At 33.3% G+C, this 18,539-nt stretch carries 22 protein-coding genes; 5 read left to right on the plus strand and 17 right to left on the minus strand.

Annotation, left to right across the window (positions count from 1 at the left end; all coding sequences use genetic code 11):
- Nucleotides 1-15: 15 nt before the first annotated feature.
- Both EVJ46_06040 and EVJ46_06045 read right to left on the minus strand, forming a co-directional pair.
- The gene (locus EVJ46_06040) at nucleotides 16-2,493 is read right to left on the minus strand and encodes a hypothetical protein (protein RZD16565.1); all 2,478 of its coding nucleotides are present in this window, start codon (nucleotides 2,491-2,493) and stop codon (nucleotides 16-18) included.
- The gene (locus EVJ46_06045) at nucleotides 2,490-2,876 is read right to left on the minus strand and encodes a hypothetical protein (protein RZD16566.1); all 387 of its coding nucleotides are present in this window, start codon (nucleotides 2,874-2,876) and stop codon (nucleotides 2,490-2,492) included. Before EVJ46_06045 ends, EVJ46_06040 begins: the two co-directional genes overlap by 4 nt.
- Nucleotides 2,877-2,926: 50 nt before the next feature.
- Between EVJ46_06045 and EVJ46_06050 the strand changes: the two genes are divergently transcribed.
- A complete protein-coding gene (locus EVJ46_06050) occupies nucleotides 2,927-3,250 on the plus strand; it encodes a hypothetical protein (GenBank protein RZD16567.1) in 324 nt (107 codons plus the stop codon).
- A 54-nt stretch (nucleotides 3,251-3,304) separates the two neighbouring features.
- On the opposite strand, the gene EVJ46_06055 is transcribed toward EVJ46_06050, so the two are convergent.
- Nucleotides 3,305-4,450 (minus strand): IS3 family transposase, encoded by a 1,146-nt coding sequence (locus EVJ46_06055; protein RZD16568.1) that lies wholly within the window; start codon nucleotides 4,448-4,450, stop codon nucleotides 3,305-3,307.
- Nucleotides 4,451-4,909: 459 nt separating this feature from the next.
- Between EVJ46_06055 and EVJ46_06060 the strand changes: the two genes are divergently transcribed.
- The 4 genes from EVJ46_06060 to EVJ46_06075 are packed head-to-tail and all read left to right on the plus strand — an operon-like array spanning nucleotide 4,910 to nucleotide 7,110.
- A complete protein-coding gene (locus EVJ46_06060) occupies nucleotides 4,910-5,317 on the plus strand; it encodes a hypothetical protein (GenBank protein RZD16569.1) in 408 nt (135 codons plus the stop codon).
- Nucleotides 5,301-6,071, plus strand: coding sequence for a hypothetical protein (locus EVJ46_06065; protein RZD16570.1), 771 nt, complete (start codon nucleotides 5,301-5,303; stop codon nucleotides 6,069-6,071). The genes EVJ46_06060 and EVJ46_06065 overlap by 17 nt, the downstream gene beginning before the upstream one ends.
- An 11-nt stretch (nucleotides 6,072-6,082) precedes the next feature.
- Nucleotides 6,083-6,520: a hypothetical protein gene (locus EVJ46_06070; protein RZD16571.1), complete on the plus strand. Its 438-nt coding sequence runs from the start codon at nucleotides 6,083-6,085 to the stop codon at nucleotides 6,518-6,520.
- Nucleotides 6,520-7,110 (plus strand): hypothetical protein, encoded by a 591-nt coding sequence (locus EVJ46_06075; GenBank protein ID RZD16572.1) that lies wholly within the window; start codon nucleotides 6,520-6,522, stop codon nucleotides 7,108-7,110. Before EVJ46_06070 ends, EVJ46_06075 begins: the two co-directional genes overlap by 1 nt.
- A gap of 94 nt (nucleotides 7,111-7,204) precedes the next feature.
- Here EVJ46_06075 and EVJ46_06080 read toward each other — a convergent pair whose 3' ends face one another.
- From EVJ46_06080 to EVJ46_06145, 14 genes are all read right to left on the minus strand, one after another.
- On the minus strand, nucleotides 7,205-7,597 hold the full coding sequence (locus EVJ46_06080; protein ID RZD16573.1) for a hypothetical protein: 393 nt from the start codon (nucleotides 7,595-7,597) through the stop codon (nucleotides 7,205-7,207).
- 101 nt (nucleotides 7,598-7,698) lie between these two features.
- Complete coding sequence (locus EVJ46_06085; GenBank protein ID RZD16574.1) at nucleotides 7,699-8,040, minus strand: hypothetical protein; 342 nt, start codon at nucleotides 8,038-8,040, stop codon at nucleotides 7,699-7,701.
- Between the two features lie 37 nt (nucleotides 8,041-8,077).
- Complete coding sequence (locus tag EVJ46_06090) at nucleotides 8,078-9,934, minus strand: DUF87 domain-containing protein (protein ID RZD16575.1); 1,857 nt, start codon at nucleotides 9,932-9,934, stop codon at nucleotides 8,078-8,080.
- Complete coding sequence (locus EVJ46_06095) at nucleotides 9,822-10,076, minus strand: hypothetical protein (GenBank protein RZD16576.1); 255 nt, start codon at nucleotides 10,074-10,076, stop codon at nucleotides 9,822-9,824. Before EVJ46_06095 ends, EVJ46_06090 begins: the two co-directional genes overlap by 113 nt.
- Complete coding sequence (locus EVJ46_06100; protein ID RZD16577.1) at nucleotides 10,073-10,450, minus strand: hypothetical protein; 378 nt, start codon at nucleotides 10,448-10,450, stop codon at nucleotides 10,073-10,075. Before EVJ46_06100 ends, EVJ46_06095 begins: the two co-directional genes overlap by 4 nt.
- Nucleotides 10,451-10,921: 471 nt before the next feature.
- Nucleotides 10,922-13,870, minus strand: a complete 2,949-nt coding sequence (locus EVJ46_06105; protein RZD16578.1) for a hypothetical protein — start codon at nucleotides 13,868-13,870, stop codon at nucleotides 10,922-10,924.
- Nucleotides 13,871-13,897: 27 nt separating this feature from the next.
- A complete protein-coding gene (locus tag EVJ46_06110) occupies nucleotides 13,898-14,998 on the minus strand; it encodes a ParB/RepB/Spo0J family partition protein (protein ID RZD16579.1) in 1,101 nt (366 codons plus the stop codon).
- A 28-nt stretch (nucleotides 14,999-15,026) separates the two neighbouring features.
- On the minus strand, nucleotides 15,027-15,644 hold the full coding sequence (locus EVJ46_06115; GenBank protein RZD16580.1) for a ParA family protein: 618 nt from the start codon (nucleotides 15,642-15,644) through the stop codon (nucleotides 15,027-15,029).
- A gap of 16 nt (nucleotides 15,645-15,660) precedes the next feature.
- Nucleotides 15,661-15,903, minus strand: a complete 243-nt coding sequence (locus EVJ46_06120) for a hypothetical protein (GenBank protein RZD16581.1) — start codon at nucleotides 15,901-15,903, stop codon at nucleotides 15,661-15,663.
- A 13-nt stretch (nucleotides 15,904-15,916) separates the two neighbouring features.
- Nucleotides 15,917-16,444 carry a hypothetical protein gene (locus EVJ46_06125; GenBank protein ID RZD16582.1) on the minus strand — a complete coding sequence of 176 codons (528 nt, stop codon included), beginning with the start codon at nucleotides 16,442-16,444 and terminating at the stop codon, nucleotides 15,917-15,919.
- Nucleotides 16,445-16,542: 98 nt separating this feature from the next.
- A complete protein-coding gene (locus EVJ46_06130; protein ID RZD16583.1) occupies nucleotides 16,543-17,247 on the minus strand; it encodes a hypothetical protein in 705 nt (234 codons plus the stop codon).
- 10 nt (nucleotides 17,248-17,257) lie between these two features.
- Complete coding sequence (locus EVJ46_06135) at nucleotides 17,258-17,704, minus strand: hypothetical protein (protein RZD16584.1); 447 nt, start codon at nucleotides 17,702-17,704, stop codon at nucleotides 17,258-17,260.
- Nucleotides 17,688-18,167, minus strand: a complete 480-nt coding sequence (locus EVJ46_06140; GenBank protein ID RZD16585.1) for a DUF1828 domain-containing protein — start codon at nucleotides 18,165-18,167, stop codon at nucleotides 17,688-17,690. Before EVJ46_06140 ends, EVJ46_06135 begins: the two co-directional genes overlap by 17 nt.
- Nucleotides 18,127-18,537: a hypothetical protein gene (locus EVJ46_06145; GenBank protein ID RZD16586.1), complete on the minus strand. Its 411-nt coding sequence runs from the start codon at nucleotides 18,535-18,537 to the stop codon at nucleotides 18,127-18,129. The genes EVJ46_06140 and EVJ46_06145 overlap by 41 nt, the downstream gene beginning before the upstream one ends.
- Between the last annotated feature and the right edge of the window lie 2 nt (nucleotides 18,538-18,539).

The raw sequence follows: 18,539 nt of genomic DNA on the forward strand, positions 1-18,539 counted from the left end.
TATTATATCATATTTTCAATTAACAAAATATTCGCTTAAGTCCTCGACTTCTTTTAACGGAGTTCTTTTCTTGTAGTGTTCTACGTAGTCTTTAAACCAGTCTTCTCCGCCTTTAAGTTTTACCGCTTTCGCAAGACGCCTTGCGTATTCGTCGGACTGAATAAGGGAAGTGATGTTTTCGTCTAAGCTAAGCTGCGCCATGCGGGTTATGTTTTCCTGCTTGATAAGATAATCCCTTTGGGGCGTTCCTTTCACGACCATTTCGAATTCGTTTTCCGTAAGACCGAATGTATTGATATAGAGGTTTTTCATATCGGTCGTATCCGCTTTGTAATTCGGCAAAAATATTTTAGTAGATACGTTAGTAAGAACGCTTGAGAGCATTTTTTGATTTTCTGCCACGTGCATAGGGTCTTGAGTTGCAAATACTACTATTGTGTTTAATTTGCGTAAAGTCTGAAGCCATTCCTGCATTTTGCCCGCAAAAATCGGATGCTGAAGTTCGAACCAGGATTCGTCTAAAATAATTATTGTAGGAATTAAAGAAGTCAAAGAAGAATCTATTCTTTCGAAAAGATACATTAATAAAGGCGGTATTACTTTAGAATTGTTATCCCCGCTTAAGTTTTTCATCTCGAAAACGGTATATTTCGATAAGTTAAGCATATCAACCGGATTATTAAAATAGTTTTTATATTCCCCGGTAACCCACGGACGCAATTTATCGGATAAATTAGTCGGCAGGACACTTAAAAAAGACTCGATGACGTGCTTATTTTTCGGAAGATTTGCTACAAGTTCTATAGCTTTCCACAATTGTTTTAAATCTTCGTCATCCATAGCATATCCGAACGACTCGATTAATACCTGCAGAAAATCTCTTAAGAAGCTCTTCCCGCCTTTTTTGCTTATTAGAGAGACAGGATTTAAGTAGGTTCTTTTCTCCGGCTTAAAATCGACATGGAGTCCGTTTTGGGCTAAAGACAGAATTTCTGCGGTGTAGCCGAAGTCGAAGAAATATACCTGAGGGTCGTATTTCATATATTGAGCCGCCAAGAAGTTTAATATGACGGATTTACCCGCGCCGGTGGGTCCGAAGATAACGGTATGTCCTACGTCTTTTACGTGAAAATTAAAGTAAAATAAGGTCTTATGTTTCGTTTCTAAAGCGCATAATGCCGGCGCTTTAAGGTAGAAGTTAAATTTATCCCCTATTAAAATAGTCCTGAAAGGGATGTAATCGACAAAATTGCCAAGACTTACCATGAAAGAGCGGGGATTTAATTTATCTCCGCCAGGCACGGCCGAGAAATAGGCGGAAATTTTATTTAAGCTTTCCGTGAGTACTTGATATCCCCTATCTTTTAATACACCGGTTATTTTAGCTGACGTTTCTTCCGCTTCTTTTTCCGCCTTTCCCCAAGCTATAAAATTTACGGAAGCTATTCCGAAAGGCCGCACCAAGTCGAGTTCCTGCATAGCTTCTTCGGTGTCGTAAACGTAGCTCATTTTAGTGGGATCTATTAATTTAGTTTCTTCGCCTGTGGCGGTTTCGGATGCTTGATGAAGAAGACTTTTTCTCGTTACGAAATAATGTCTTCTTCTTTTTTTCATCAAGCTTTTAGCTTTTTCTTTAGAAAGAAAAGAAAACGAACAGGAAAATTTTAGTTCTTTATCTAAAGAAAGGAGCCCGTCTAATACGCCGGGATAAGTTTCCTGAGGATAGTCTTTTACGCTTAAAACTTTATATACCGAAGAATCTAATTTGATAGCTTCTTCGTAGTCTGCGTCAACGGTGAAATCCGTTAAATATTCGTCTAAGAAAGCGTAGTCCGGAAGCCTTATCCCCCCCTGCCTTAAGTCTTGCGCCGGATTAACTACAAAATAGTAAGCAGCAAGAAGTTCTTCGTCTTTAAGCCTTTCAAGTCCTAATTTCGGTAAAGATTCGGCAATACCTTCTAATTCTTTATTTATAAGTCTCAATCTTTCTTTAAGCTCTTTAATAACGTCTTCTTTAGTCTTTTTTTCGCTTAAAGATTTAACTTTCTCCGTTATCTTTTTCCCGTCTCTTTCGAAAACTTTCTTGAATATTTTTAATTTCGATCTATTTTCCCTGTAGATAAAAGATATATAAATATTATTTACGTAGTTTTTATTCCTTAAAACCCTTTCTTTATATTTTTCATCTATATATTTAGAAACCGAAGACTTAAATTCTATATCAGGATAGTAGTAATTTCTTTTTCTTATCAAAAAAAACGAGACTGTCCAGTTCTCGCCAAGTCCTTTTAGCGCGTCTTCAAGCCTGTCGGCATAGTAACTGATAAAATCGCTTCCGAATGTTTCGGAATCAATTCCTCTTACTTTATAAAGCGCGCATAAGCCTTCGTCTTTCAGTCTTATTACGTCAGGGTTCGCCAAAGAAAATATCGGAAGAAGTTCAGATACTGACGGCTTTAAGTTCGCTTTCGTATATTTTTTTAAGTCTATCATTGTATTTTAAGCCCCAAAGATTTAGATATATGGTTTGTAAATGTGTCAAATCCTTTTTTTGAAAGTTCCGGAGTAAGTTCGCCGTAATGCACCAAAGGAATAGCGTCAGCAAATTTATGCAAAGTGCTTGCAATGTTTTTCAGAGTTTCTTCGCCTTCAGCCTGCCAGCGTCCCGCTTGAGGATTTGCGGCAAAAAGAAATTTTTTTCTGTTTTCTTCCGTATTTTTTAGTTTCACTTCCCCGTTTTTTAAGTCCCCAAGCGCAAGGACTTTCGGGTCGTTAGTCTTAACGGAAATTACGTCTTTATCTATTTTTATTACCCCGAAAGTATCCGCTTTAACTAATTTACCCTCATACGGCGTCAATTTATCGTCAGGTTCCATTGCAAGTATAGGCGATTTTTATTACAACATCAATTTAAAAGGTAATCGTTATGAAAAAAAATGACATTCAAAATGAACTTAGCATTGAAGAAAAGAAAAAAATTCTATTATCGGCGATAGAAGGCGCTCATCCGGCTAAAAAAAAAGAAGCTCTCTTAATTCCGTTTATTCCGGAAATTAAATTAATGCTCGAAAAGAAAATGTCTTTGAGCGCACAATTAAAAGCTCTAAATTCTATCGGAATCAAAATTGCGTATAAGACGTATAAAAGTTTTTTGGATATGCTTCTTATACTGCACCCATTTGTCAAGACCAATTTTTTATTTTATTACTTCCTTCTTTTAATTCTTTTTTATTATCATTTTAATTATTAATTATTATTTATTTTTATTAGTATAATTTAAAGGGGGTACCCCCTTTAAAAAATTTTATGCCGCTTTTTCAAAATATTCACTATAAAATTTTAGCGGCGGTTTATATCCCAAAGATGAATGAAGCCTGTGATTGTTGTATTGATGCATGAAAGCGTCAATACCGTCATGCGCTTCTTTTATCGTTAAATATCCCGAAGGATAGATATTATCGTATTTTATAGTTTTCCAAAATCTTTCGATAAATATATTATCTAACGCTCTGCCTTTAGAATCCATTGAAATAGATATCTTATGATTTACTAAAATATTAATGAAGTTTTGAGCCGTATATTGCGAACCCTGGTCTGAATTAAATATTTCAGGATTTCCGTATTTATGTATAGCATCATTTAATACATTAATAGTAAGTCTTTCGTCCATAATAGGAGATAGTCTCCACGACAGAATACTTCTTGTATAAAGGTCAATTATAGCGCATAGATAAACAAAGCCGTGATTTAATCGTATATACGTTATATCGGACGCCCATACCTGATTGGGTTTAGTTACTTTAAGTCCTTTCAGGAGATACGGATACTTTTCATGAGTTGCGTCAGGCATTGAAGTGTTTTTCTTTTTTACCGGATACAGCGCTTTAATGCCCAGTATTTTCATATAACTTAATATTTGCTTAGGATTAGTGTCTTTGCCTTCCTGAATTAAAGTATGATACATGCGGCGGTATCCGTAATACGGAAATTCCGTATATATTTCATCTAACCTGTTTAATATAATTTGATCTAATAATTTTTCAGCATGTTCGTAATAGATTGTAGTTCTATTTAATTTTAACAGCTGGCACTGCCTTGTAATAGACAACGGGAGCTCAGGTTCTACAAGGCTTAATTTGTCAATCAAGCCCAAGCTCCCTACTTTTTTTTGCAGCCAGTCTCGTTCCATTACAGTTCTGCCTAAAGTTTTTTCTAAGTTTTCTATTTTTTCTTCTTTTTCTTTTAGTTCGTCTTTGTATTTCTTAGAAGATACTGAGTCTTCGTAAATAGCGGAAGCATTCTCAAAGAATTGCTTCCTCCATACCTGAACGCTTTTAGGCAGTATTTTATATTGAATGGCTATTTCATTAGTCGTCTTGCCTGATTCTAATAGTTCTAAGACAACTTTAGCCTTAAAATCAGGAGAAAACTTTCTGTGGTTTGTGCTCATTATAACGCTCCTATGTTTAATTATAATTATTATTTTAATTATATTTAAATTTATTATTTTAAATTTGCTAATTTTTTAATCTTTTTATTATTTTTCTTATTAGCTGATAGTAATAAATTTTAACAGATTTTTATAATTATTGTAATTGCGGAAGTTCAATTTTAAAAAAGCTGTCTTAATTTATAGGTTCATTATATCTTAAGGAATCTAAGCCCACCCCCGAAGCTAAAAAAGGCGTTAAAGAACCGGCCTCAATTGAAATTGAAAATCAGCGGAGCTCAAATATAACTATCGTCTTAAACGACAAAGGCGACGTAAAGACTTACGCCGTCAAAGATGCTGTTAAAAAAATGGGTTTTGCCTGGGATAAGGACCGCAAAGGCTGGAAAAAAGAGATAAGTCAGGAAGAACTGGAAAAGGTTAAGGAACTCAAAGTAGGGTATGATATAATATAAGATTATGGAAAAAGAAAATATAAAATATATTACCGGATTCGGCGCTTTAAATATTACCGGCGCAGACTGGCATATTTTAGGTAATATTAGAACTGGTAATTGGCCGATAAGCGGCATTGATTATGCTGACACCACAGAACTATTCGGTAATGCCGGATTAGTTTCTTCCGGCGGTTTTTCTAAATACACAGGTGATATTAAGTGCGCGTCTCCCGCAAGAGCTATAGCCGACATGGTATATCATAACATATTTGTTCTTAAACGTTATCCAGACCATGTTATTTTTAATGATTATTTATTGGAAGACGAAGACGTTGTAGAATTTATGAAATATTTTAAGATAATGCTCGAACAAGCTCAAAATAAAGAAAATGATATGCTCTTAAGGTGGAAAAATGAATTTGTTAAATGATAAAGAAATAATCCATTATAACTTAATGGACGCTATAACTAAAAAAATATATCAGAATAATCTTCCGCTTACTCTTAAAGGCGGTACTGCTTTATTATTCGGATATAAACTCGACAGGATGTCGTTGGATCTCGATTTTGACGCAAATAAGCATATAAACCTTGAGTCAGTTATTAAAGAATCTTTTTTATCATTTTACGGAAGTAATAAACTTATTTTAAGCAATATTAATTTAAGAAAAGATACCGATGATGTTAAAAGATATATGATAGATTATAAAAATTCATATAACAACGAAATTTTTAAACTCAAAATAGAAATGTCTTTTAGAAGAAAATTCGATAACGACGAGACAAATATAATAAATAGCAAAAGAATTTTTAAGCTACCATTTTTATTTGATTTTAAAAAAGCGGCTTTTGAAAATAGAACAGCTTCGAGAGATTTACACGATATTATTTTTATTGGCAATAAGTATGCCGCTATCCTTAATCAGGCGCAAATTGATTTTATTAAAAATATGTATAAAAACATTAACAATATAATAGACAGATATTCTGAAGCATATAAAGAAGATACAATCTTAAAAGACAGATTTGAGGAAGATATTATAATGCTTGAGCAGATTGCTACAAATAAATTTAATAGAAAGGAAAAAGGATTACCAAATCAAGAATCTCAGTCTCCTAAGCCCGACGACTTCTCTAATGATTTTCAAAATAGAATAAATAAAGGCAAAGGCTGGGATAGGTAAGGTATAAAATTATGGAAACTTTAAAAAGCACGTCTATTTGCATTAAAAAAATACTTGAAACTTCGCAGGAAGAGTTTTATAAAAAAAACGGGCTTGATTTAAACGCCGCTAAATACTATAGCAAAGAATATAATGCATTTACTTGCATAAGAAACTTCCTTGACGATTTTTATCACTATAAAGATAATAGACAGTCTATAATTAACGAAGAACCGAATCCAACAGGAAATAATCATTTCGACGCATTTTTAGCCGCTCTCTGCGAATATTTAGCTTATCACTATAATCTTAAGCTTCCGGACTGGGCTTTAATGCAAAACCGGTTTTTAAAAAAATGGTGGTTCCCTAATAATTATAATTTTATGATTCCTACATGCTTAATGCAGTCTCCGGCTTCTTTTAAGCGCAGAGGTATTTTTATAGACGATTCTTTTTTTCAGAGGGTATAATGACTAAGGAAACGATAATTAAAGCTTTTAAAAGACTGTCAGATTTATTAGCTAAACAAGAAAAGCAAGCGGAAATCTATATTGTAGGCGGCGCAGCGATGATATTAGCATATAACGCAAGAACTACTACGAAGGATATAGACGCTATCTTTACGAATAAAGATATTATCTATAAAATTTCAAAGCAGGTTGCGGATGAAATGGGACTTGAAGAATACTGGATTAACGATGCGGCTAAAAGTTTTATACCTGCAAAAAAAGATGATAATTCTATCCCGATAATCGATGAAAAAAATTTAAAGGTTATGGCAGCGTCGGAAGAATATATGCTTGCAATGAAACTACTTGCTTCAAGAATGGAAGATAAGCCCGATATCGAATTCTTATTAAATAAACTCAATATCAAGTCTGCCGAAGACGCTCTTTATGTCGTTAGAGATTTATATCCGGATAAATTAATTCAACCCAAAACACAATATGTATTGGAAGAAATATTCTCACAAAAAGTAGAAAAAAATATCTCACAGCCCGACGCCTTTTCCAAGGATCTCCAAAACAGAATAAGTAAAGGCAAAGGCTGGGACAGGTAGTCGGCCTTTAAGCTTTTGGTTCTTCCCTTTTCCAATATAATAAAAAAGCCCGCACAAGCGGGCTTTTCTGGTCTTTGGTCTTTAGCTTTTGGATTTAATTCCCTGTCGTAAATCTCCAAATGTAATTCTTTTTAAGGTGCTGCTTTAAATTTCCCATAATTCCGGTAGTGAGCTCCGCCGTGTATTCGGTATTCGGCCTAAGAGGAACGAGCGGCGTAAAGGTTGCAATATAGTTGGTTAAGGAATTCGGATTGTAATAAACTTTACCCGGCACTTTACGGCCGTCCGGACCGATTAATAAAAACGTGCTGCGGTTAAAAGATAAAGAATTAAGCGCTTCGTTAAAAGAAGCTTTCACAACGACGTTTGTGGGAACGTTCACGGCGCCGTTTGCGGGACTTACTAAACTGATTTTAACGGGATAAAAAACGCCGGCGGGGATAATTCCAAGAACTCTGTCCGGAGCGCAGCCGGACATTGCCGGCATAGCAACAAGGATTAAAGCGAATAAAAGCAGTAAATAGATTTTCTTTTTTTTTCATAATGACCTCCTGGGTTAATTTAAAATAATTTTAACATAATTTAAAATTATTTTCTCCACTCGCCAATCCCGTCCCACTCAATAGTCAAATAATCGCTTATAACATTACGCCTAAAATAATCATCAGTCGAATTTACTATGCTATAAAATACATTTTGCATAGTTTTTAAATCGTTAGGCTGTATCTGCCGTGCAAATTGCCTTATTACTTCATATGCAATATTTACATCAGGATACTTCTTTTCCCATTCGCTGAAAAAAGGAGGTCTATCACCGCTAAGTTCTGCTTGTCTTACTGCCTCCCTATATCCAGTTTCAATTTCAACAAAAAAATCAATTGCTTCGTCTAACTTTTTTCTCGTTACTACACCACCACTATAAATAAACATAATAAGTGCCTCCTTTCTTAAATTTATAAATTATTGATTAAATCCCTTTTAATTTTCTCTCAACAATATGTTTCTCCGGTTCTTCAGGTTCTTGTTTCTCTGTATTCGCCGATTTTATTTCTTCGACTTTATCTGCGACTTCAGTATTATCAAGTATTTTTTGACTTTCATTATTTTTGTTCTCTGATTTTGGTATAACAAGCCTGTTAGAACTAATTAAGCCTTCATTAATTTTGTTATATGTTTGGTGAATAATATAAATATGCATAAAATAAGGTATATTAACCAATTTAACAATTGCTTCTAAATCAGGCCAATTCAAGATTTGAGACGGCAAAAATAACTTTTTTTCGACCACTTGGGTTGATTTTGAATGTGTATATTTTTCATCTGTCACAGAATCACTTGCGCTTGTACGTTCTACCTCTTGCGATCCAATTTGTCTGCTAACATATTCAGCCTCATCATTATTATTGACTCTTAAATATATCGCGCTATTACAACTATTCATCATATTCATAGTTAAATCATGCCCATACACAAATTCAGTTTTAGCTTTATCTTGAATTCCAACAATAACAGAAGCGTTTTTCGAGCGCCCCTTATCAAGCAAATCCATTATACCAGGTGTTTTATCAAAATTCGAAAGTTCGTCGAATAAAAACAAAGTCGGCGTATTCTCACCGTCTGGAGCAGATAGGAATTTCTTAATTAACAGCTCCATAAAAATTTTCATTATAGGTTTAACGAATATCTCTGAATTTTTATCTAAATTGAAAAATATCCTAGTTTTTCTTTTCTTTAAAAAATCCTTCGTTATATTAAAAGTTTTCATTCCTTCTTTGTCAGGCTTCGAGGGCATAATAGTAAAAGCTTTTAAATAGCGTGAGATTTCGGTCATCATCGACTTCACTTCGTCCGACTGCAGCGGAGTTATAGCCATAATGCACTGTTTTTCTACTTCAGGATCAGACTTGAATAGCTTTAATAAATCTTCAGGCGTTTTACTTGCAAGCCTGATCAAGTTTTCATTAGTACCTAAATTTTTCATTTTTAGATACATAATCATTGCTTCAAGAATATGCCTCGCATTTGTTATAAAAAAACCGTTCGGGTTACTCGTATCTGATTCCGGAATGAGTACTTCGGCAAGCGTTGCGGCGTCCGCTTTATTTTCAATTTCGTCTAATATATTCCATGCGGGACATCTGTCGTCCGCTGGATTAAAAATTATATCGTATTTAGGATTATAAAAGACCGGTACGAAGTCTTTTTTGCTGTCATAGATAATAGCGTTGTAATCCAATCTATTGTAACTATCGAAAAGTATTTTTGAAATAATCTGCGTCTTACCTGAACCAGTAGCTCCTAACACAAGAATATTTCTATAAATAATTTTCATAGTCAGCGGCACATCTCCAATAGTACAAAACACATCGTTATAATCAACCGTTTTTTTGTACTTTTTAACACTCTCCATGGTAGAGCCTCGTATGATTTTTTCGTTTTTATTTTCATTAACCGGATCGCCGGAACTGTTCTTTAGAACTAAATAAACAGCAGGTATTAGCAATAAATCGACAAGCAGAGAATATAACAACGGGGTTTTAAAATTTAAATCTTTTAACACTAATCCCCAATTGATTTCTTTTAAAGGATAATGTTCTTTAACTAATGTTTTTAGAACCGTATAGATTTTATAATTAACTTTATACAGCATAAAAAAATAAAAGATAAACTGCACGAATAAAATACCTTCTATTACCCATTTCAATACAGATTTAGTCTGCTGTATTTTTATCCTGATGTCCTGAAACTTCATCTTTTTTCTCCGTATTAACGTTATATTGATACTTATTTGCCACGCTAAGAAGTTCGTTTTTAAATTGCTCATAATTTTCAAATCTGTTATCGAAAAACCGCCGCGTAATTTTTCCGAAATCGCTATTTAAATCTTCTTTTAGAATTTTGTTTTCCAATGCTTTAAAATGTTTAATTTTTTCGCGGATAACTTTTAAATCTTTACTTTCTTTCATAGTTTTTCCTCCTTAAATTCTTTAAATTTTTGATATTGTTCTTTTAATTTTTCTACTTCCGTTGTAATAATTTTTTTATTATTTTCTTCCAAAATAATATCTGCAGAATATGCACCCCAGAGCGCCATATTGAAAACAAAATCAGTCTTTATATGTAATTTTTGAATTTCGATTTGCTGTTTATTTATTGCAGAAGTTAAGTTGTTAATCGTATCTGAAAAATCTTTTATAATTTGCAAATCGTTCTTATAATATTCCCGTTCTTCTGTGTAATATTTTTTTAAAGCATCATTTACTATTTTCGATTTATTCTCCATTCCTATCTTACGAATAAATCTTTCATCAATATAAACATGACAATCTTTTTTTGACATTTTTCGATCTCCTTTTTTAGTGCTTTTTTATGCTCCCACTATGGCGCAATTTTATGTAATTTTCACTCCATACAACAAATTCAATTATCATATAGCGTTGACGATATAACATTCCATAACCCGCCATAAAAAAACCGCCTAAAACCTGCGTTTCCAGCTTGCCTGGTGCGCAGGTGTACCAGTATAGTTGCCTTTTATAATAATGTGCGAAGCACTCCTTATTAGCTTTGCTTTTTTTAATAAAGTGCGAAGCACTCCGTAATAAAAAATGTTTATAAATTTTATATATAATATTAACAAAAATGTATCATAAACTAATTTAATATAATACGAAGCCACCATAATAAAGTTTTTGTTTTTAAAATTAATGTGCGAAGCACTCATTAATAAAAAGTTTTTTTCTGTTTTCAATTAAATTGTTTTTTACCATATTTGCCTTTGTTTTTTCTAATTAAAATTTGCAAAGCAACATTATATTTGTTTTCGGGAAATTTTTTTGCTTTCCGCCGGTTTTTCCCTTGAAAAAGTTTTTTCCTTTTTCTCAGTTTTCGGCTTTTGAAATTCTTTTCTTAAATTCTCCCTTTCGAATGTTTCTTTAAGCTCTTTTATAGACGGAATAGATGTATCTATTTTTTTCATTTGATTCAAGATATTTTCGACGATTGAATAATTTTTATAGTTTCTATTTTCGAATGTTATACTATCAACTTGTCTATCATCTTTTAACGCGGTCTTAAATAATAATGTTTTATCCATAGTGAAGATTTCTATATTTTGTTTCGCCCGCGAAACGTTTACATAAAATTCGTTTTTAGTCGTTCTGTCGGAATATATATAAACCTTTTCGGCCGTCTGTCCCTGCGACTTATAACTCGTGATTGCATAGCCGTGAGTGAAATAATTATAATCTTTCGTTTCAAAATTAACAGTCTTACCTTTCCCGATATCGACTTCGATTTTATAATTATCGTTTCCTAAACTTTCGATATTTTTAATCAAGCCGCTAAGACCGTTTTGCACCCCGTATTCTTTTTTATCTAATCCATTATTTACAACTTCTATATGGTAATCGTTTTTCAGAAAAATAATTTTATCCCCTTTTGAAAATTTCCTTTCGGCTTCGATATAAACTTGATTGGCTTTTAATTTATTTCCGGACATTAAAATCTCTTGTCCGGAAAACTTATCCACGGCAATTACTGATTTATTTTCGAAATCGACGTTTTTGATTTCATAAGTATGTTTACCTCTAAGAACTATATCCCCCTTTTCATAATTCCAAAAATTTTTCTTATCTTCATCCCCTATATTTTTCCCTTCCCTGATTTTCATTTGAAAATCTTCTTTAGCTATCGCGCCGGCATTTTTTAATTTTTCCCTGGTAATCTTATTGAGCTCATATCTGTCTTTATTCTGCGACGAGAGAATAAAATTTTCCAAATTACCTTCTTTAACGAAAGCGTCGGTTATGCTTTCGTATAGAACCTCTTTGTTTTCAAATACGTGAATCATATTTTTTTCGTCAAGCATTTTCATTCCGTCTTTTATTTTCCCTTTAGCGATAGTTTTAACAGCTTCTTTTAAAAAAAGGTCGGTCTGCCTTATCGACTCGTGCATTTCGACGAACGTTACGTTTTTAGATTTTTGCAATCTTTCAAACATACCGCCTGCCTGAATTGAAGCTAACTGTTTTATATCGCCGATTAAAATAACCCTGGCGTTTTCTTTTTCCGCCAGTTCTATTACTTCCTTAATTTTCAAAGTCGCATTCATAGACGATTCATCGACTATATATATTTTTTTACCGTTAGCGTCTGTAAACTCTTTAATATTTTTTCCTTGCAAAATATGACTATCAATCGTTTTTGAATCTATCATACTTTGCTCTACAATCTCTTTGACGGCCTTACCTGTCGTCGATAAACCTGCCAACTGCACCCCCCTTTCTTTCGTTATTTCATGAAAGGCTTTCAAAAGCGTAGTTTTTCCGGTTCCTGCGTCTCCTTGTATCACTGTAACTCCGTTTTTTGTAGTTAATAGAGCTTCAAGTACTTTTTTCTGGTCTGCGGTCAAAGCAAAATCTTTACCTTTTTCTTTTTTGAATATTTCCGCCGCTTTCTTTTCCCATTCTCCTATTTCAGTTTTAGCCGAATTTTTTTCGACTATGCCGTCGTATTTTTCAAAAGTATTTTTAGAGAAAGACTGAATTTTTATTTCAGCCATTCTTATTTCTTTTGTAGTTAAAAAAAAACCGTCTGGATCTAATTTAACAAGTTCGCGGCGCTTAAACATTTCTTTAATTTTTAAATTTATATCTTCCTCGTTAAATTTCAAATCGTTATAAATCAGATGCTTCATCGCTGTAACTCTCAAATCCAGATCCGACATTTGCGCTCTATTTTCCGTCAATTTCGCCGTAGCTGATTTTAAAGCGGCGTCAATGTCGTCCGCACCGGCCAGCTTAACGCTTTTTATAACCGGCACGACATCTTTCTGCGGACTTTCTGCCTCCCATTTAGTTCTTAAATCGCTAAGAGGTACGCTTGAATCTTTTCTTTTTCTAGTTTCTAATGCTATTCTCGCTTTCACTTCCGCCTCGTTGCCGTCGGCAACGTCTTTAATTTTATCGAATTCATTTTTGATTTGCTCCGAACGTTTTGAAAACGTTTCTAGAGTCTTTTGTTCGACCCCTTCAACTTCAAAAAAGAAATTCTTATAATCAGTGACCTTAACTGAAATATCGTTCTGCCTTAATTGATTAATTTCAAGCGCCCTATAATACTCGCCAAGCCTTTTTTTATTATCAAGAATATTCCTGCCCCTAGTTTGCGGAATAGAGCGCCCTACTTCAAGCGCATATTCCTGTCCTCTTACGTATAACCTTTTTGGAACTATAAAATGAGAATGTATATCAGGGTCTTTTTCTCTTGTATCGTGGTGCAGAAACGCCGCATATTCCATTTTTCCGGGATACACTGGGTCATAAACTTTTTTACCGCCTTCTCTGTGCGACAAGCGAGTATATGCAAGATTTTCTTCGACGTATCGCATAGCTCCGCATGCGGCGTTTTCGTGAATCTCTATCATTTTTTTTCGCAGTTGTTCGTCTTTTGTAAGTTCAATCATAACCGAAACAGATTTGGGAGCTGTAAAAGTCATATCGATAGAATCCTTTCCGTTCAAAAATTCCCTGAACGTCCTTCCGGATTTAAGCGATACATGCTTTTCGCCGGTTAGTGATGTCTTAGAAGGTTCTAATATCTGCTCTCCTACAAATTTGTTTGCAAGACCGCCGTAGAACGTTTCAGAGTTTTGGTTCGAGTAGTATTCTTCTAATTCAAACTGTTCTTTTTCTTTTTGAAAATAATCTTCGGCAATTTTTGGAGTTAACTTTTCATCAATACCGCCTAAAGTCAGCATTCTTTCTCCTATTATTTCCTAAGGCTTTTAATTTAAATTAAATTTCTTTTTAAGTCCGTGCATTATATCGATTAGCGTTTTTGTCTCAGCTTGTATCGTGATTTCATCTTTGCCGAAACCGTTTGTCTGGAATGAAATCTTTACGGATAAAACATTATCGAACTTTTTTACTAACTCGATTATTTCAAGACTGTCTTCTTTGGTTTCGTTAAACTCTAATTTTTGCCCTATTTCTTGGTCTTCGGTCTTCGGGGTTTGACCGTAGAAGTCGTCTACAAGAGCTTTTGTAGTTTCCCCGGGTATCAGGTTTCTTATCTGCTCGTATTCGGGAGTTCTCTGATTTTGTTTTTCGGTCAAGTCTTGAATAGCTTTCTTCTGGTTTTCTTTTTTCTCGCGGGCGATTTTTAAAGCATCGCCTTTAGATATTTTTTTATCTTTTATCTGCTTTTTAACTCCTTCATCAAGATTTTTAGCAAGTTGCAAATCCTGTTGAACACTTCTCTCTGATAAACCGGTTTTTTTGGCCGTGTTGGATACAAAATTTCCGTCATTTTTTTCACCATTCAAATCAGCGTCATTACTGCCTTTGTCCGAAAACGAAACAGTTTCGTTTTCGGTGGAGCGAAATTGTTTTAAATTCTTTTTAACCTTCTCGGATTTAGCAAAATCTGGATGTAATTTCTCATAGATTTCTTGTCGCCTTTTAAGCATTTCAGCCCTGTCAAGATAATGAAGTTCAGCTCTTACGAGATTTTCGTCTATTTCTGCAAGTTCAGAATGGATATTGTCCATATTCACTATAACAGCTTGAATTCTGTTATATCCAAGACGTTTATATGCCGTCAATCTATGCAGGCCGGCTACTAAAACATAGCCCTCATCGGTCTTATTTACCGAAATAGGATTTAAAAGTCCTATTTCTTTAACGCTTTCCATAATTTCACTTACTTTTTCATTGTCTGCCTGTCTTTTTCTGTCTTTTATGACTATCTCGTTAATATTAAGTTCAACGCCATTGAATTTAATTTCATTAGCGACGCCCTGCTCATTTAATTCCCTAGCTAGCGTCTCCATATCCTTGCCGAGTATATCTGATACTGTTTGACCGGATGGTCTCTTTAATTCCATATTTCCTCCTTAAATTTTTTATATTTAATTATTTCAATATTTCATCAACTATAAATTCTATTTCAGCTTGTGCATGGCTATCGTCCGTATCAAAAACCGTTTCGCCTAAGAGCGACGACCTTGGATAGCTCTGCCTAAACAAAACATCGTGAACTGAATTTTTTTTGTTTATTTCTATTTTAAGAAGAGCTTCTTTAATTTCGCTTCCTATCAATGCATTTCTGATAATTTTGTTGTGAACGAAAATTATGCTGAAATCTTTTGAAATCATATTTATAGTATCTATTAAACTTGATAAACCCCAAATGTCGAAGGCGGAGCTAGCTACAGGTACTACAAGATAATTTGCAAGCTTGATACTTGTTATAAAAAATTGGCTCATTGCTGGCGGATTATCTATCACGACATAATTGTAATCGTTTTTTTTTATTGAAGATTCAAGCAGTTTAGGATTATCTATTGGTATAACATCAAATGATTTATCTTGTTTTATACAACTCCAATCATACGCAGTACGTTGCGGATCTGCGTCGTAAAGAACTGTTTTATTATTACAACCCATAGATAAATATTTTGCGATATTAATCGCTAATGTGGTCTTGCCGACGCCGCCTTTTGAATTTTGAACTGAAATAATCTTCATCATTATTTATGCCTCCAATTTAATGAGTTAATTTAAGAAATTCTTGCACCGCTTTATCGACGCTGTCATATATCTGACTTACAGGAGACGTGCGGAATTTTACCGTATATAAATTAAACTCCCCGACGCTCACAGGAAATATCGCGTAATTTCCGCGTTCACAAATTCCGTTTAATTCAAGTTGCATTATTACTTGTTCTTTTTCCCCGACTTCATAATTAAATTTTCTTTTAGCGTATCCGCCGTTCATTACACAGTTCATAATAATTTACCTCCTATTTCTCTTTTGAATTTTCTAAAAAATAAGTTAAAGGTTGAGACATACCATATCTTGTCTTACCGTATATCGCCTTATGATTTGCCGTATTCTCGCCTACACAACTTTTAATAAAGCAATGTTTAACAAGCTCATTTATACGATTTGACGACTTAAAAAGCTTTTTGTATTCCTGATAATCTCCGTGCATATCTAAAACATATTTTTCGTTTCTGAGTGTCAATTTTATTTCTGGATTAACATTTTCCATTAGTACATTTTTTACGTGCTCTTTATTTATTTTTTCAAGACTGCTGGCATTACATTCTATTTGTGATAGCTTATTATTATCTATTTCTTCAATATTAATTTTATAGCGTTTTCCTCCAGCGTTAAATTCTTTGCCGTTATAAGCCTTTACAAAAAGATTGCCTATCTCTTTTTGCTCTAATATCACACCGCGACCTTTCTTATCAACTTTAGTTTTTGCAAGACATAATTCCTCGTTAAAAACCGTTATTACTAAATCGATATTATCTAATTTCATCCTTAAACCCTCCTTAAATTTATCAATCTTATCAATATATATTTCTCTTGATTTTTTATTCGTTTTAAATTGAGAATCCCCTTATAAACAATCTTAGATTAAATTTCTACATCAAAAAAATCTTCAATATCTATTTCGTTTGCCACCATTTCTAACCGCAATTTAAAATATTTACATAATTCCTTGAAATCTTCTTCTGTAAATTCAAGTTCGTTCACTACGCATTGTTCTTTTATTAAAGTTTTAAATTCCTCATTGGTTTCGACATCTACTATGTCTGAAATTCCCTGCATTTTTAAATCCTCCTTATTGTTATTAATTTCACTTAAATCCCAAATCAATTCACTATCTGCTTTTTTGACCGTATATTTCTCAAATTCTTCGGCAAACTCTTTATTTTTCATATCAGTATCTATAACATCCATTATTATCGTAAATAAAACATCTGAATAATTTATCTCTCTTATTTCCTTATTTTTTATTATTTTAAATTCTACATAATCGTTTATTAAATGATATTGTTTAGGCGTTAATCCTTTTATTTTTATAGTTCTTGGCGATGCCTGTAATGACACAACTACGGTATTTGATTTTTCTTTTTCGTTCATATTGTTTTCTCCTTTTTTTTTATAATCTTTTCTGCAAGTTGCGAGTTTAAGATTAAATTCCGTACAATTATAACCACCTTCATATCTATCGCTATTTGTTCCCTTACATGAATCTAATTCGTAATTTTCACATAATACGCATTCTTTAATTAATTCTCTTGCAAATCTTTCTATACTCTTTTTCTTTTTAGCCATAAATCCTCCTTTACAAAATCCATCTAACTTTCTCCTTTTTATAAACTTCTTGACTGCCTCTTTCTCTTTTTTCTCTCGACCACTCTCTCGGCTTTACTATTCCGTCTTTTTGAGCTCCTACCGCCCTTAAAGAAGCGGCGCTTTCTTCTTTTAAGGTATAAGTAAGAACCTTTCTATAGCCCATAATCTGAGCGATTTTTTTCACTCTCGAATAAAGCATAGAATTTGCGTTCCTCGTCCCGTCAGTGCAGACCCTTAAAACTTCTAAAGTTAATCCGTCGTCAAGCATACGTGCGACGGGACGGCCGCAAATAGCCACGCCTATCAGTTTTTCGCCGTCGAACAGACCTATCGAAAATTTATGACCGGCGACGGGCTTGTTGTGGCGGTGATTTGCCAAAACAAATGAGTTTGCTAATTTTAAACTTATCGGTTGAAAGTTATAGTATTTTTTCATAAATCGCTCTTAAAGCTTTTATAAAATTATTTTCTTTTTCTTTAAGCATATCTGGATTTTCGACATCTGTGAACAACTCTTGGTTTTTAAAGCTAATATCGTATTTTTTAAGAATGTCGTCTATGCTATTCTTAAATTCATTTTCAGTTATAGTGACATGCTCATAAGTCGAACCGTGATCATTTATGCGATAAACACCATTATTAAAAGATATATCAAAATCTATAATATAGTCGCCTTTATCAATAATAACTTTCTTTATATATCCATCTTTTGTTGCAATATAATCTTGTGAAGTTTCATCATCTTTTTCTAAATTTGCAATAGGTCTTATTATTACCGCTATAATAATAGACGCTACAAATACTATTAAAACCAATGCGATAATATATGGATTATGTGATAAATGAGTTGGAAAAGAATTAAACATTTTTGTTTTCCTCTTTATTCTTAATTTCTTCATCGAGTTTCTTTAACCTTAAGATTTCTTTTTCCGTATCGTTTTTAACTTTTTTTCTGATTAAAAGTTCTTCATTAATCTTATCTCTGTGATCCCAAATGAATGCCCTTATATATAATTCTTTATATGTTGATATACTATCTGATATTTCATAATAAGGAGTTCTTGTAAAAAATGTATTAAAACGTTTAATTAAAATTCTTTGTCTAGTTTTTCCAAAAGCAAAAAACCATCCATTATGAAGCGTTGGATATTCAAAATAATTTTTATATCCTTTTAAAAACAAATTTACGTCCTCGTATGTTTGAATAGATTCTATTTTTTGCACTTCTTTTACGCCGAAAATATTTTTAATTTTATTAATTAAATACATTT

It is taken from the genome of Candidatus Acididesulfobacter guangdongensis, from assembly GCA_004195045.1.
GTDB lineage: Bacteria > SZUA-79 > SZUA-79 > Acidulodesulfobacterales > Acidulodesulfobacteraceae > Acididesulfobacter > Acididesulfobacter guangdongensis.